The sequence below is a fragment of the Streptomyces sp. AM 4-1-1 genome (assembly GCF_029167625.1).
In the GTDB taxonomy this organism is placed as follows: Bacteria; Actinomycetota; Actinomycetes; order Streptomycetales; family Streptomycetaceae; genus Streptomyces.
In genome coordinates, this window is the sequence record NZ_CP119145.1 from 368,466 (window position 1) to 385,982 (window position 17,517).

The 17,517-nt window shown below is 68.5% G+C and carries 4 protein-coding genes; 2 read left to right on the plus strand and 2 right to left on the minus strand.

Annotation, left to right across the window (positions count from 1 at the left end; genetic code table 11):
* Positions 1-132: 132 nt before the first annotated feature.
* Positions 133-1,659 (plus strand): SDR family oxidoreductase, encoded by a 1,527-nt coding sequence (locus PZB75_RS01715; RefSeq protein WP_275533491.1) that lies wholly within the window; start codon positions 133-135, stop codon positions 1,657-1,659.
* 46 nt (positions 1,660-1,705) lie between these two features.
* Here PZB75_RS01715 and PZB75_RS01720 read toward each other — a convergent pair whose 3' ends face one another.
* Together PZB75_RS01720 and PZB75_RS01725 are read right to left on the minus strand one after the other, a co-directional pair.
* A complete protein-coding gene (locus PZB75_RS01720) occupies positions 1,706-9,400 on the minus strand; it encodes a non-ribosomal peptide synthetase (RefSeq protein WP_275533492.1) in 7,695 nt (2,564 codons plus the stop codon).
* Positions 9,397-17,187 (minus strand): amino acid adenylation domain-containing protein, encoded by a 7,791-nt coding sequence (locus PZB75_RS01725; protein ID WP_343286213.1) that lies wholly within the window; start codon positions 17,185-17,187, stop codon positions 9,397-9,399. Before PZB75_RS01725 ends, PZB75_RS01720 begins: the two co-directional genes overlap by 4 nt.
* On the opposite strand from PZB75_RS01725, the gene PZB75_RS01730 reads away from it, so the two are divergent.
* Complete coding sequence (locus PZB75_RS01730) at positions 17,104-17,466, plus strand: hypothetical protein (RefSeq protein ID WP_275533493.1); 363 nt, start codon at positions 17,104-17,106, stop codon at positions 17,464-17,466. The two genes, PZB75_RS01725 and PZB75_RS01730, sit on opposite strands and share 84 nt — an antisense overlap.
* The last annotated feature ends 51 nt before the right edge of the window (positions 17,467-17,517 follow it).

Below are 17,517 nucleotides of genomic sequence, written 5' to 3' on the forward strand. Positions count from 1 at the left end.
CGAGTCGCCGTGGGCGGCGTACTCCGGGGAGCGGGGCCGTGTGCGCGCGGGTACCCGGGGTACTCCGGGAAGCGGGATCGCGCGTGCGCGGGCACGGTGGACGTGCGGCACACGGACCGAGGTGGAGGCTTCATGGACGGCGAGGACCGTGCACCGGGGGTGCACTGCCTGGTGACCGGGGCGACGGGCTACATCGGCGGGAGGCTGGTGCCGGAGCTGCTGGAGGCGGGCCACCGGGTGCGTTGTCTCGCGCGCACCCCGGAGAAACTGCGTGACTACCCGTGGGCGGGTGAGGCCGAGGTCGTCCGGGGGGACGTCACCGACGCGGAGTCGGTCCGCTCCTCCCTGCGCGGCATCGATGTCGCCTACTACCTGGTGCACGCGCTCGGCAGCGGACCGGACTTCGAGGAGACGGACCGCAGGGCGGCCCGTGTCTTCGCCGAGCAGGCACGCGCCGTCGGCGTCCGGCGCATCGTCTATCTGGGCGGCCTCACCCCGGAGGACGTACCGGTGGACCGGCTGTCCCCCCATCTGCGCTCGCGCGCCGAGGTGGGTGACGTCTTCCTGGGATCGGGGGTGCCGACGACCGCGCTCCGCGCCGCGGTCATCATCGGATCGGGTTCGGCCTCCTTCGAGATGCTGCGCTATCTCACCGAGCGTCTGCCGGTGATGCTCACGCCGAGCTGGGTGTCGACGCGAATCCAGCCGGTCGCCGTCCGCGATGTGCTGCGCTATCTGGTGGGCAGCGCGCACATGCCCGAGGACGTGAACCGCACCTTCGACATCGGCGGGCCGGACGTCGTCACGTACCGCGACATGATGCAGGAGTACGCGCGGGTCGCCGGACTGCCGCACCGGCTGATCGTGCCGGTCCCGATGCTGACGCCCCGGCTGTCCAGCCACTGGATCGGGCTGGTCACCCCGGTTCCCCGCGCGATCGCCCGGCCGCTCGCCGAGTCACTGCGCTACGAGGTGGTGTGCCGCGAACACGACATCGACCGCTATGTCCCGGACGGTCCGGGGCGGCCGTTCAGCTTCCGCGAGGCGCTGTCGCTCGCCCTTCAGCGGGTGCGGGAGGCGAAGGTGACGACGCGCTGGTCGTCGGCTTCGGTACCGGGGGTGCCGAGCGACCCGCTGCCCACCGACCCCGACTGGGCGGGCGGGAGCCTGTACACGGACGTACGGGAGAGGGAAGTGGACGCGTCCCCCGAGGCCCTGTGGCGGGTCGTCGAGGGCATCGGGGGTGACCACGGCTGGTACTCCTTCCCGCTGGCCTGGGCGGTACGGGGCTGGCTGGACCGGTTGTTCGGCGGGGTGGGTCTGCGCCGGGGGCGACGGGACGCCGAACGGCTCAGGGTGGGCGACTCCCTGGACTTCTGGCGGGTCGAGGAGATCGAGCCGGGCCGTCTGCTGCGGCTGCGGGCCGAGATGCGGCTGCCTGGCCTGGCCTGGCTGGAGCTGTACGTCGAGCGGGACGGGAACGGCCGGGCCCGCTACCGGCAGCGGGCCCTGTTCCATCCACACGGACTGCTCGGTCATGCGTACTGGTGGAGCATCTCCCCCTTCCACGCCCTGCTGTTCGGCGGGATGGCGCGGAACATCGCCCTGGCCGCCGCGAAGGGGACGACGCCCGCCGAGCTCAGGCCGGCGCCGCGCTGAGCGGGGCGGGCGCCGGACCCGCCGGCCGAGGCGTGCGGGGACGGGGTCACCGGCCGCCCTCCTCGGTCGGGGACGGCAGGAACCCGGTACGGATGAAATAGGTCAGATAGGTCCGCAGGGTCGCGTCGGTCAGCGCGGGAAGGGTGACTCCCGCCGCCCTCACCGCCTCGATCGTGACCGTGGAGTCGAACGTCTGCACGGGGAGCGGGGTGGTTTCCGCCGCCTCGGGCGCCGCGCCCCGCCGCCCGGCGCCGCCCGTTGCGCCGTGTCCTTCCGTCGCGCCGCCGAGGAAGAGCTGTGCGGCGTTGTCCGGCTGGGCCGCCACGCGCTTGCTCCACTGCTCGGGCCCCACCGGGTGCAGCGGGTAGCCGAGGGCTTCCGCCGCCCGGAAGACCTGCGAGAGGGCCGGCGCCCCGGGATGGGTGAGGTGGAAGGTGTCCCCGGCCGGAGCGGCCGGGTCCGGCCGCGGTTCCCGCCGCTCCCGGCCCGCGAGCGCCACGACGGCCGCGCTCACGTAGTCCACCGGTATCCAGCCGGTGGACTCGTCGGCTCCTTCCGGAACGGCCCGCGCCTGGAGGCATCCCTTGATGAACTGCCAGAGAAGGTCCCGCTCCTGGCAGGCGCCGGTCCGCGAGTCGCCCGAGATCCGGGCAGGCCGGAGGACCGTCACCGCGAGTCCGCGCCGCCGCGCGATCCGTACGATCCCCTCGGCCACCCACTTGCTCTGCGAGTAGCCGTCCGGCAGGTCGCCCACCGGTCCCAGAGGTGTGGTCTCCGTGACCGTCCGGGGTCCGTCCGTCGGCCGGGCATGGACACCCGTGGTCGAGATGTAGTGCATACGGCCCGACTCCGACGCGGCCACGACACGCAGCAGTTCCTCGGTGCCGTCCACGTTGGCGTCGCGCAACTCCCCGTAGGGTGCGGCGAAGTTGACCCGGGCACCGTTGTGGTAGACGTCCCCGGCCCTGCTCCGGAGCGCCTTGAGCGCCCGGTCCGGCATGCCGAGCCCCGGCGCCGCCAGGTCGCCCGGCACTGCGTGGATCAGCTCGCCGTAGTGGTCCTTCCAGAGCCCGTACCGTTCCAGGTTGGCGCGCAGTCTGCGTACGCCGTCGGCCTCGTCCTCGGCCCGTACGAGGCAGTCCACCGCGTCGTCCGTGGTCTCCAGCAGATCGCGCAGGAGGAACGCGCCGAGGAATCCTGAGCCGCCGGTCAGCAGCGGTCTGCGCGCCGCTCCCGCCGCCCCGGACGGTAGCGCGGGAACCCGGGCGATGTCGGGTGCCAACCGCACGTCGTCCTGCGGGTCCGCGCCCGGTGCGGCGGCGTCCGTGGGGTGCGGGGCATCGGTGGCGTCGAGGGTCCGCCGGATGCCGTCGACGGTGGGCGCGGCGAAGACGGCGCGCATCGACAGCCGTGCCCCGAGCCGGTCCTCGATGCGCTGGGCCAGCCGCACGGCCAGCAGCGAGTGCCCGCCGAGCGCGAAGAAGTCGTCGTCGAGGTGGACGTCGGGGATGTCGAGGACGTCGGCGAACACCTCGCACAGGACCTTCTCCCGCTCCGTGACGGGGACGCGCCCCGCCTCACGGCCCAGGGACAGGTCGGGGGCGGGCAGCGCCCGGCGGTCGACCTTCCCGTTCGGGGTGACGGGCAGGGCTTCGAGCGGGACGAACACCGACGGCACCATGTGTCCGGGCAGTACGGAGGCGAGTCCGGCACGCAGTTCCGCCGCCGCGGCACCTCGCCGCCCGTTCGGGGCCACCGTGTACGCGACGAGCCGCGGGTCGCCCGGCCGGTCCTCACGGACGACCGCGCAGGCGGCGGAAACGGCGGGCAGTGCGGTGAGCGCTGCCTCGATCTCCCCCAGCTCGATGCGGAACCCACGGAGCTTGACCTGGTCGTCGGCCCGGGACACGTATTCGAGTTGGCCGTCGGCGTTCCACCGTACGAGGTCACCGGTGCGGTACATGCGCCGGCCGGCGGTGCTGAACGGATCGGCGACGAACCGTGACGCGGTGAGCCCGGCACGTCCCAGGTATCCCCGGGCGAGTCCGTCCCCGGCCACGTACAACTCCCCGACGACGCCCGGCGGCACGAACCGCAGCCCGGCGTCGAGTACGTACACCTCCGCCCGGTTCACCGGGGTGCCGATCGGTACGGTCCGTACGGGTGCCTGCGGGCCGTCCGTGGGCTGCACGGCGCTGATCGTCGCGCAGACCGTGGTCTCGGTCGGTCCGTAGGCGTTGACGAGGCGTCGGTGCGGGGCCCACCGGCGGACGAGCGCGGGTGTGCACGCCTCTCCGGCGAGGACGAGTGTGAGGCCGTGCGGGATTCCGTCCTCGGGTGGCATCACGGCGAGAGCCGCGGGCGGCAGGGTGAGGTGGGTGACGCCCCGCTCCACGAGGAGGCGGGCCAGGGCGGGCCCCGGTTCCAGCTCCGACCGGTCGGCGATCTCCAGCCGGGCTCCGGTGAGCAGCCCCATGCAGATGTCCCAGAACGCCGCGTCGAAGCTGATCGACGCCATCTGGAGCACCCGGCTCGCGGGTGTCAGGTCCAGGCGTTCCAGATGGGTCCGCACCATGGCTGCGACCCCGCGATGCGTGACGACGACGCCCTTGGGGCGGCCGGTCGAGCCGGAGGTGTAGATCACGTACGCGGGCAGGGAGACGTGCGGGGCGGTCCGCGGATCGTCGGTCCGGTGGCCGGCCCAGGGGGCGGTGTCGTCGTCCAGTGCGATGAACGGCGTCGCGATGGCGGGGAGTTGTCCGCGCGTGGCGGTGGTGGTGAGCAGGAGGACCGGTCGCGCGTCGTCGAGCATGTACGTGATGCGGGACGCCGGGTACTCCGGGTCGACCGGCAGATAGGCCGCGCCCGCCTTCAGCACCGCGAGCATGGCGACGATCATCCCGGCGGACCGTGGCACGGCGAGCGCGACCAGGTCCTCCGGGCCGACACCGCGGTCGATCAGGTGGTGGGCGAGGGCGTTGGCACGGGAGTTCAGCTGTCCGTACGTCAGGGTTCCGGCACCGTCGCGGACGGCGATCGCGTCGGGCGCGCGCCGTACCCGGTCCTGGAACAGTTCCGGGATGCTCGCCTCGGGTATCGAGGTGTCCGGTCCGCGTCCCCAGGCTTCGAGGTCCGACCGTTCACCGGCCGTGAGCAGGTCGTGGGCGGCGACGGGCCGTCCCGGATCGGCGACGACCGACGCGAGCAGGCGTGTGAGCCGGTCGACGAGGTGGTGGACCGTCCCGGCGTCGAACAGCTCCGTGGAGTAGTCCAGGGTCGCTTCCATGCCCTGGGGCACACCGTGCTCGTCGTGCGTCTCGGCGAAGGAGAAGGAGAGGTCGAACTTGCTGACCCCGATGGAGGCGGGTTCGCTGCTGACGGAGAGGCCGGGGAGGTCGATCTCGGCCGGTGCCTGGTTCTGGAGGACGAGCATGGTCTGGAAGAGCGGGTGATGGTTCTGCGACCGTGCCGGGTTCAGCATCTCCACCAGCCGCTCGAACGGCATGTCCTGGTGGGCGTAGGCGTCGAGGTCGAAGTCCCGTACCCGCTCCAGCACCTCACGGAACGTCGGATCACCCGACAGATCCGTCCGCAGGACCAAAGTGTTCACGAAGAACCCGACGAGATCGTCCAACGCCTCATCCGTACGCCCCGCCACCGCCGTACCCAACGCGATGTCCTCACCCCCACCATGCCGCGACAACAACACCGCCACCGCCGCCTGCAACACCATGAACACACTGCACCCCGACGACCGCGCCAACCCCACCAACCCCGCATGAACCACCCCACCCACCCGGAACCCCACCACATCACCCTCATACCGCATCACCGAAGGACGCACCCGATCCCACGGCAACTCCACCAACTCCGGCAACCCCGCCAACGCCCCACGCCAGAAACCCAGCTGACGCGCGCCCACACTCCCCGCGTCACTCTCCTCACCCAGCACCCGCCGCTGCCACAACGCGTAATCCGCGTACTGCACCGGCAACACACCCCACCCCGGCACACCACCACCCGAACGCGCCCGGTACGCCACCCCCACATCACGCACCAACGGCGCCAACGACCAACCATCAGCCGCCACATGATGCACCACCCACACCAACACAAACACCCCACCACCCAACCCCAACAAACACACCCGCAACGGCACCTCACACGACAGGTCGAACGGTTCGGTGGATGCACGCCTGATCGCGTCGGGGAGTTCGGCCTCCGACACGTCGTCGACCGTGAAGTCGACGACGACATCGGCCGCGTCGAGGATCAGTTGCTCGGGCATGCCGTCGTTCTCCGGGAAGACGGTGCGCAGGGTTTCGTGGCGTGTGACGACGTCGGTGACGGCCTGGCGCAGGGCGTCGACGTCCAGATCGCCCTCCAGCCGCAGGACCAACGGCACGTTGTAGGTCGCACTGGGACCTTCAAGCCTGTTCAGGAACCAGAGCCGCTGCTGCGCGAACGACAACGGCAGACGCGCCGGCCGCTCCTCACGCACGAGCGCCACCCGCGCCCGGTCCGCCCCGTCGAGCACCGACGCCAACGCGGCAACAGTCGAATGCTCGAACAGCGTACGGACCTTCAGTTCGACCCCGAGGGAGGAACGGATACGGCCGACGAGCCGGGTGGCCAGCAACGAGTGCCCGCCGAGCGCGAAGAAATCGTCCTCCACAGCGACTCGTCCGAGGCCCAGCGTCTCCGCGAAGAGGTCGGCGAGTATCTCCTCGTGCGCGGTTCGCGGCGGACGACCTCCCGTACCGGCCGAACTCTCGGGTTCGGGCAGTGCGCGGCGGTCGACCTTGCCGTTGGTCGTCAGCGGCAGAGCGTCCAGAGTGACGAACGCGGACGGAACCATGTACGCGGGAAGCTTCCGGCCCACCTCGGCCGCCAGTGTCTCCGGCGACACCATCGCCTGATCAGCGGCCACCACATAGGCGACGAGCCGGCGGTCCCCGGGAACATCCTCACGCACCACCACACACGCCGACGCCACCGACACCAGACCACTCAACACCCCCTCGATCTCACCCGGCTCGATGCGATACCCCCGCACCTTCACCTGACCATCCGCACGCCCCACATACTCCAACTCACCCCGACCATTCCACCGCACCAGATCCCCCGTCCGATACATCCGACCACCCCCACCCACAAACGGATCAGCCACAAACCGCGACGCCGTCAACCCCACACGCCCCACATAACCCCGCGCCACCCCACGACCACCCACATACAACTCCCCCACCACACCCGGCGCCACCAACCCCAACCCACCATCCAACACATACACCCGCACACCATCAAACGCCCCACCAATCGGCGCCACACCCACACCACCACCAGCCCCATCCCCATCACCGTCAGCCGGGCACACCTCGAACCGCGTCGCAAACGTCGTCGTCTCCGTCGGCCCATACACATGCAACAGACGCGTCCCCGGCAACGCCCCGGCAACCCGCTGCATCACCCCGGGCGCCGCCATCTCACCACCCACACACACCAACCGCAGACCGGCCAGCACACTCACATCCCACTCAGCCAGCACATTGAACAACGCAGTCGTCAAAAACACCGCCGTCACACCCTCAGACACCACCAACTCACCCAACACCCGACCCTCCAACACCCCCTCCGGAGCCACCACCACCCGACCACCCCGCAACAACGCCACCCACACCTCAAACGTCGACGCATCAAACACAAACGCCGAATGCATCAACACCACATCAACACCACCCCCACCCCACACACCATCCCCCGCCAACGCCAACACATCGCCATGCGACACCCCCACACCCTTCGGCACCCCAGACGAACCCGACGTAAACATCACATACGCCAACCGACCACCACCCACCACCACCGGCAACCCACCACCACAGGAAACCCCACCCCCCGAAACCACAACCCCCGACCCACCAACAACCGACACCACACCACCCACACCATCCACCACCACCACCGGCACCACCCCACACATCTCCCCCACCCACCCATGACCCACCAAACCCTCACCCACCACCAACACATCCAACCCCACCACACCCACCACACCCCTCAACCGCTCCACCGGCCACCGCACATCCAACGGCACATACACCCCACCCGCCCGCACCACACCCACCGACACCACCACCACACCCACCGAACCCCCACCCACCAACACACCCACACACCCCTCCACACCCAACCCCAACCCCACCAAACACTCACCCAACAACCGAGACCCCACCTCCAACCCCTCATACGACAACTCCACACCCCCACCACACACAGCCACCACACCACCACCCACACCACCACCCAACACACCACCCACACCACCACCGAACAACCCACCACCCAACACACCATCCGGCACCTCAAGCACACCACCACGACCCCAGTCCAGCAGTCGCCCGGCCTCACCCGGGAGCAGCACGCTCAGGCCGGCGACACGTCCGTCGAGGTCGTCGGCGAAGGTCTCCAGCACCAGACGCAGCCGTTCCGCCATCAACCGGACGTCCTCGTGCCCGAAAGCGGCGGTCCGGTGTCCGAACGTGATCCGGAGATCGTCCCCGGGTGCGACGGTGAGGGTCAGCGGGTAGTGGGCCGCGTCCGTGCCTTCGAAGCCGACGATCCGGAGGCCGGGCAGTCCTTCCTGTGCCTGTCGCAGTGCCTCTGCGTCCATGGGGTAGTTCTCGAAGACGACGAGCGTGTCGAAGAGTTCGTCCAGGCCGGTGAGCGCGTGGACCTCGGTCAGCCCGAGGTACTGGTGGCCGAGGAGGCGGCCCTGCTCGTCCTGTACCCGGCCCAGCAGAGTGGCGAAGGTGTCGTCGTCATGTACCGCGATCCGCACGGGCACGGTGTTGATGAACAGGCCGATCATGGATTCGACGCCCGTGATCTCCGGCGGCCGACCGGAGACGGTGGTGCCGAACAGCACGTCGTCCTGTCCGGTGAGCTGGTGCAGGAGCAGTCCCCACGCGCCCTGTACGAGGGTGTTCAGGGTGAGGCGGTGGCGGCGGGCGGTGTCACGCAGACGAGCCGTGACGGACTCGCCCAGTGTGAGTACGACCTGCTCGGGCAGTTCGTCCGAGGACACGGCGGCGGATCTGCCGCCGGACAGCAGGGTCGGTTCCGCCACCCCGGCGAGCGCGGTGCGCCAGGCGTCCGTGGTGGCCGCCCGGTCCTGGGCGGCCAGCCAGGCGAGGTAGTTCCGGTAGGGGACGACGCGCGGCATGGCGCTGTCGTCGCCGCCGCGCGCGTACAGCTCGAACAGCTCCCGCACGACCAGGGGGGTGGACCATCCGTCGAACAGGATGTGGTGGCTGGTCATCACCAGGCGGTACCGGTGGGTGTCCGTCCTGATCAGGGTGAACCTCAGCAGGGGCGGCTCTTCGAGGTCGAAGCGCCGGGCCCGGTCGGTTTCGAGGAAGGCGGCGAGGGCTTCGGCCCGCTCGGTGGGCTCGCGGCCGGTGAGGTCGATCTCCTCGAAGAGCGGTGAGACCTCGGCGGCGACCGCCTGGACGGGTTCGTCCAGGTCCTCGTGGAGGAATCCGACCCGCAGATTCGCGTGTCTGCGCAGCAGTCCCCGGACGGCTCTGTGCAGCACCGCCGCGTTCACCGGGCCCTCGATCTCGAAGACGAACTGCGCGGTGTAGACATCCACCGCCTCCGAGTCGTACTGGGCATGGAACAGCATGCCTGCCTGCAACGGCGTCAACGGCAGGATGTCCTGAAGCTGGAACCCGGTCACTTGCGTCCACCCCACTTGTTCTGCAGTCGGTCGATCTGGGCCTGGTTCAGGGAGACCAGGGGGAGGTCGGAGGGTGTGTAGCCTCCGACGTCCGGCGCTTGGGCGTGCTCGGCGATGGCGCGCAGTGCTCGTAGCCACCCTTCGGCGAGTTCTTCCACGTCCGGTTCGCTCAGGAGTTCCGTCGGCCAGGTCCAGCCGGCGACCAGGCGCGGCCCGTCGGGAAGGTCCTGGGTGTACGCGTTGATGTCGAGCACGTGGTGGACCGCCATGTCGGGGTCCTGGCTCCGGGGACCTCCGCCGTCGAGGAGGAGCTGCCAGTCGGGGCCGGCCCCGGCCGCCTCGCCGCCCTGCGAACCGGCGTACCTCCCGAGGTAGTTGAAGCCGATCTGTGGGGTCGGCGCGTCCTGGAGCAGGGCGCGGGTGACCGGGTTCAGATGGCGGAGCAGGCCGTAGCCGATGCCGTGGTCGGGAATGGCGTGTAGCTGTTCCTTGACGCGTTTGAGGGCGCGGTCGACGAGTGGCCCGTCGTAGGCCCGTGCCTCGTACCGGCTGACCGGCCCCGGGTCGAGCCTGACCGGGTACATGCTGGTGAACCAGCCGACCGTGCGCGTCAGGTCGATGTGCTCGGACAGCTGCTCACGGCCGTGCCCCTCCAGGTCGAGCAGTACAGCGGGGTGTCCCGGGACGTTCCGCTCGGCCCGCCACCCGGCGACCGCGAGGGCCAGTCCGGTGAGCAGCACGTCGTTGACGCCCGCGTGGAAGGCGGTCGGTGCGGTGGTCAGCAGGGGCTGGGTCCACTCGGCGGGGAGGGTGAAGGTGCGGGTGGTGACGCGGGCCGCGGTGTCCTTGCCGGGGTCGAGCGGCCGGTGCCCCAGCCGCGGTTCCTCGGTGCGGATGATGTCCTGCCATAGCGGCAGTTCGTCGGCGCGTGCGGGACTGTGCGCCTCGGCGACCAGGAGTTCGGCCCAGCGGCGGTACGAGGTGAGGACGGCGGGGAGTGGGGATGTGCCGCTCCCGGGCTCACGCGTGCGGGAGGCGGGGGTACGGGAGTGGTCACCGGGACGACCGGGTGCCGAGGTGACCTCCTGCCAGGCCGCGACGAAGTCGGCGGTGAGCGTGCGCCAGGAGACGGCGTCGACGGCCAGATGCTGGACGACGAGGAGCAGTCTGCCCGGCCGGTCGGCGCCGGCGTCGAACCAGACCGCTTCGGTCATGGCTCCGGCGGCGGGCCGTAACCTGCGGCGGGCGGATTCGGCGGCCTCGGCCATCACCGTGTCGGCGGTGTCGGCGTCCAGGTCGGCGATGTCCACGCGGGTCAGGTGTTCTCTCGCGGGCACCGCCCCCTGGGGCAGCACTTCCAGCCCAAATCCCCCGTCCGGTGTTCCGGTGAGCCGCAGTCTGAGGGCGTCGTGGTGGTCGAGGAGCAGCTGGAGCGTCGCGACCAGGTCCGCTTCGTCGGCCCCGGCGGGCGAACGCAGCACACTCGACTGGTTGTAGCCGTCGGTGGGTCCGGGCCGTCCGAGGAACCAGGCGGCTATGGGGGTCAACGGCACCTCGCCGACACCTTGGTCCGTGGCGTCCACGGGTTGCTCACCGATGGGTGCGGCGACCGAGGCGATCATCTCGGGGGTCCGGTGCACGAAGACATCACGCGGGGTGATGACCAGCCCGGCTTTACGGGTCCGGCTGACGACCTGGATGGACAGGATGCTGTCGCCGCCGAGCGCGAAGAAATCGTCGTCGATGTGGATGTCCGGGGTGGCTAGAGTCCCCGCGAACACCTCGCAGATGATTCGTTCCTGCGCGGTGCGCGGTGCGCGCCCGGTGGGCCGGCCCGAGGTCAGGTCGGGTGCCGGCAGTGCCCGGCGGTCGGTCTTACCGTTGGGCAGGAGGGGCAGCGCGTCAAGTGTGACGAATGCGGCGGGGACCATGTACTCCGGCAGCACGGCCGCCAGCCCGCCACGTAATTCGGCCGCGTCGATGGCCGGTCGGCCGTTCCGTGTGTCGGCCACTGTGTAGGCGACGAGTCGTCGGTCGCCGGGCTGGTCCTCCCGAACGACCACACAGGCCGCCGAAACACCCGGCAACCCCGACAACACGGCCTCGACCTCACCCAACTCAATACGGAACCCACGCAACTTGACCTGATCATCCGCACGCGACACATACTCCAGCTGACCATCAGCATTCCACCGCACAAGATCACCCGTGCGATACATCCGCCCACCCGCAACACCGAACGGATCAGCCACGAACCGCGACGCCGTCAACCCCGCACGCCCCAAATACCCCCGAGCCAACCCCTCCCCCGCCACATACAACTCCCCCACCACACCCCACGGCACCAACCCCAACCCACCATCCAACACATACACCCGCACATTACGAACCGGAACACCGATCGGCACAGACCCCCCACCCCGCACCCCAACAGAACCCACCCGAAACGCCGTCGAATCAATCGTCGCCTCCGTCGGCCCATACAAATTGTGCACCTCAACACCCCACACACCCGCAACCTCCGCCGCCAACCCCACCGGAAGCACCTCACCACCACACAACACAACCCGCAAACACCCCGGAACAGACACCGACGCCTCACGCACAACCACCGACAAATGCGACGGCACGAACTGCGCAACACTCACCCCCAACTCACCCATACGACGCAACAACACATCAGGATCACGATTCACCTCCGGCGACACCACACAAACACACCCACCATGCAGAAGCGGCAACCACGTCTCCCACACCGACGCATCAAAACTCAACGACGTACGCGCAAGCACCCGATCCCCCACCCCAAAACCAACCTGCCCCGCCAACCACCCCATGTGATTCACCAACGCACCATGCGAAACCACCACCCCCTTCGGCACCCCCGTCGAACCCGACGTATAAATCACATACGCACCCGAATCCGGAACCACCACCCGCTCCACACCACCCACACACCCCGACCCCCACGACCCCACATCATCCAACTCCACCAACGGCACCCCCAACGAACCAAACACACCACCCACCCCACTCACCGACAACACCAACACCGGCCGCGCATCCTCAAACATAAACCTGACCCGCGACACCGGATACTCCGGATCAACCGGCAAATACACCGCCCCCACCTTCAACACCGCCAACATCGCCACCACCGACTCAACCCTCCCCGGCAACACCACAGCCACCACATCCCCCACCCCCACACCACGACCCACCAAACAACCCGCCAACACATCCGACTCCCCATCCAACTCCCCATACGACAACTCCCGCACCCCATCACACACCGCCACCACACCAGACCCACGGACCACCTGCGCACCAAAAGCCGCCGGCACCGTCGAAGGAGAGAACCGACGCACTTCACCGCGGCCTGCCTCAAGCACGCGCTGCTGCTCCGGCTCGGTGAGCATCTGGATGCTGTGCACCCGTACATCGGGGTCGGACGTCACACCATCGAGCAGCCGGGTCAGCCGGTCGGCCAACGACCGGGCCGTCGCCACCTCGAACAGTTCGGTGGAGAACTCCAGGCTGCCGTCGATGCCGGTGACTCGCCCGGCTTCGTCGTGTGTCTCGGTGAAGGAGAACGTCAGATCGAACTTGCTGATGCCGGTGTGTACCGGCTGGCTGGTGACGGACAGTCCGGGGAGGTCGATCCGGGCCGACTCCTGGTTCTGGAGGACGACCATGGTCTGGAAGAGCGGGTGGAAGCTCTCCGTCCGCGTCGGACTGAGGACGTCGACCAGGCGCTCGAAGGGCACGTCCTGGTGGGCGTAGGCATCGAGGTCGAAGTCCCGCACCCGCCCCAGCACCTCACGGAACGTCGGATCACCCGACAGATCCGTCCGCAGGACCAAAGTGTTCACGAAGAACCCGACGAGATCGTCCAACGCCTCATCCGTACGCCCCGCCACCGCCGTACCCAACGCGATGTCCTCACCCCCACCATGCCGCGACAACAACACCGCCACCGCCGCCTGCAACACCATGAACACACTGCACCCCGACGACCGCGCCAACCCCACCAACCCCGCATGAACCACCCCACCCACCCGGAACCCCACCACATCACCCTCATACCGCATCACCGAAGGACGCACCCGATCCCACGGCAACTCCACCAACTCCGGCAACCCCGCCAACGCCCCACGCCAGAAACCCAACTGACGCCCCATCTCACTGCTCGCGTCATCCTCGTCACCCAGCACCCGCCGCTGCCACAACGCGTAATCCGCGTACTGCACCGGCAACACACCCCACCCCGGCACACCACCACCCGAACGCGCCCGGTACGCCACCCCCACATCACGCACCAACGGCGCCAACGACCAACCATCAGCCGCCACATGATGCACCACCCACACCAACACGAACACCCCACCACCCAACCCCAACAACCGCACCCGCAACGGCACTTCCGAGGCCACATCAAAGGCGTGGGAGACGGACTCGGTGAGCACTCGGTCCAGGTCGGCCGGGTCGATGTCCTCCGGCCTCAGGTCGAGGTCGACCGCCGACGCGTCCAGCACCAGTTGGCGGGCCACGCCGTCCGTTTCGGGGAAGACGGTGCGCAGGGTCTCGTGTCGTTCGACGACATCGGCGAGGGCCGCGCCGAGCGCGTCGACGTCCAGAGCGCCCTCCAGCCGCAGGACCAACGGCACGTTGTAGGTCGCACTGGGGCCCTCAAGCCTGTTCAGGAACCAGAGCCGCTGCTGCGCGAACGACAACGGCAGCACCTCGGGCCGTCGCTCGGGCAGCAACGCCGTCCTGGCTCGCTCACCGCCGTCGAGCACGGCGGCCAGGCCCTCGACCGTGGGATGCGCGAACAGTGTCTTGACACCCACCTCCACACCCAGCACGGTCCGGATACGGCTGACGAGCCGGGTGGCCAGCAGCGAATGCCCACCGAGGTCGAAGAACTGGTCGTCGACTCCGACCCGGTCCAGGCCCAGGATGTCGGCGAACAGTCCGCACAGGATCGTCTCCCGTGCCGTCCTCGGCTCGCGGCCCTTCGCCTGGGTGGTCGGCGCCTCGGGAGCCGGCAGGGCGCGCCGGTCGACCTTGCCATTGGGCGTCAGGGGCAGAGCGTCGAGGAAGACGAACGCGGAGGGTGTCATGTACTCCGGCAGCGTCCGTCCGAGGCCGGTCACCAGCTCGGCCTGCTCAAGCACCGCGCCGGCCGAAGGCACCACGTACGCAACCAGCCGGCGGTCTCCGGGCATGTCCTCGCGCACGGTCACAAAGGCGGTGGCGACTCCAGGAAGACCGTCCAACGCGCCTTCGATCTCACCCGGCTCGATGCGATACCCCCGCACCTTCACCTGACCATCCGCACGCCCCACATACTCCAACTCACCCCGACCATTCCACCGCACCAGATCCCCCGTCCGATACATCCGACCACCCCCACCCACAAACGGATCAGCCACAAACCGCGACGCCGTCAACCCCACACGCCCCACATAACCCCGCGCCACCCCACGACCACCCACATACAACTCCCCCACCACACCCGGCGCCACCAACCCCAACCCACCATCCAACACATACACCCGCACACCATCAAACGCCCCACCAATCGGCGCCACACCCACACCACCACCAGCCCCATCACCGCCACCATCACCCGGGCACACCTCAAACCGCGTCGCAAACGTCGTCGTCTCCGTCGGCCCATACACATGAAAGAAACGCGTCCCCGGAACCTCACCAGCCACCCGCTGCAACAACCCAGGCGCCGCCACCTCACCCCCCGTCGCCACCAACCTCAACCCACGAAACACACCCACATCCCACTCAGCCAGCACATTGAACAACGCAGTCGTCAAAAACACCGCCGTCACACCCTCAGACACCACCAACTCACCCAACACCCGACCCTCCAACACCCCCTCCGGAGCCACCACCACCCGACCACCCCGCAACAACGCCACCCACACCTCAAACGTCGACGCATCAAACACAAACGCCGAATGCATCAACACCACATCAACACCACCCCCACCCCACACACCATCCCCCGCCAACGCCAACACATCGCCATGCGACACCCCCACACCCTTCGGCACCCCAGACGAACCCGACGTAAACATCACATACGCCAACCGACCACCACCCACCACCACCGGCAACCCACCACCACAGGAAACCCCACCCCCCGAAACCACAACCCCCGACCCACCAACAACCGACACCACACCACCCACACCATCCACCACCACCACCGGCACCACCCCACACATCTCCCCCACCCACCCATGACCCACCAAACCCTCACCCACCACCAACACATCCAACCCCACCACACCCACCACACCCCTCAACCGCTCCACCGGCCACCGCACATCCAACGGCACATACACCCCACCCGCCCGCACCACACCCACCGACACCACCACCACACCCACCGAACCCCCACCCACCAACACACCCACACACCCCTCCACACCCAACCCCAACCCCACCAAACACTCACCCAACAACCGAGACCCCACCTCCAACCCCTCATACGACAACTCCACACCCCCACCACACACAGCCACCACACCACCACCCACACCACCACCCAACACACCACCCACACCACCACCGAACAACCCACCACCCAACACACCATCCGGCACCTCAAGCACACCACCATGACCCCAGTCCAGAACAGCCTCAGTGGTCGAGTCGTCCAGCGTCCGTAGGGAGGCGAGGGGAGAGGTCAGGTCCGCCTGGGCGAACTCCGTGATGAGTGTGGTGATGCCCTGTTGGTGCGGAAGCACGTCGTCGAAGTGGTAGAGGTCCTGGTTCACATCGAACCCGATCAGCGGCCCGTCCTTCTCGGACCGCTCGGAGATGAACATGGAGACGTCGTCGACCGGACCGGTCGAAAGGAGTCGTGAGGCTCCGGGGCTTCCGGCGAAGTCGAGGCCGTAGTCGTACGGCATGACGTTCACGACGATGTCGGAGAGCCGGGACGCGTCATCGGCGATATTCAGATCCCGGGCCAGGTCCTCCCGGGAGTAGCGACGGTGCCGAAGAGCCAGCCGCATCTCCGTCGCGACCGTACGGACCAGCTGTTCGACGGTCATGTCGGGGGTGACGCGTATGCGGAGGGGAAGAATGTTGGCCGTCATGCCCACGATGTGGCGCAGGCTGCCGTGGCGACCGTTCGAGGCCAGCCCGATCACGACATCGCGGCACCCGGTGATGCGGGCGAGGTAGGCGGCGACAGCGCTTACGTAGACGGCTGACCAGGTGGTCCGCGCTCCGGCGGCGATGGAGCGCAGTCCGGCCATGACCTGTGGCGGCAGTGTCTCGCCCTGGTGGAGGTGGTTGCCGGCGGCAGCGGGCCGCCCGTCGGAGTCAGCGCCGCGCGTGGCGTCGGAACCGGCGCCGCGGTGGGACGTACGACGTGGAATGAGGGTGCTGTCGCCCGGGGTGCGGACCGTTCCCGCGGGTCCCCCGCCGGGATGGCCGTCCGCGGGGCGGGAGAGGTCGCCGAACTTCTTCGTCCAGTAGGCCCGGTCGTTCTCGAACGCGGCCGACCGCCGGTACCGGATCTCGTCATCGATCAGCGCGCTCAACGGCGCCTCGACACCGGCCGGTTCCTCACCACGCATGGCGGCGGTGTACATCTCGGCGACCCGGCGGGCGAACACCGACCCGCTGAGCCCGTCCATGGCGATGTGGTGATATCGGAGGTACCAGTAGTGGAGATCCGCACGGAGCTTGATCAGAGTCAGGGTATGGCGCGGGGATGTCAGGGAATCGACCGCAGCCATGTCATCCGCCATGTATCGTTCTGCCGCGTCGACAGGATCATCGGCACCCGTCAGATCCACGACACCGCAGCGTTGTGGCGGCTTCCGGGTGATCCGCTGATGAACGATGTCGTCTTCTGTGACGAACTCCGTGTTGAGACTGTCGCACTCGTCGCCGGCCCGCCGCAGTACCGTTTCGAACGTCTTTTCGTCCAACGGTCCGCGGATTTCTATGCACTCACCGATGTTGTACTTCGGGCTCTGCGGATCCAGCAGTTGCGCATACCAGACGCCTTGCTGCGCTGCGGTTAACGGGAGAAGACGAGCACGGCTTTCCTGCATGGCACTTCCGCTCTTCCAAGA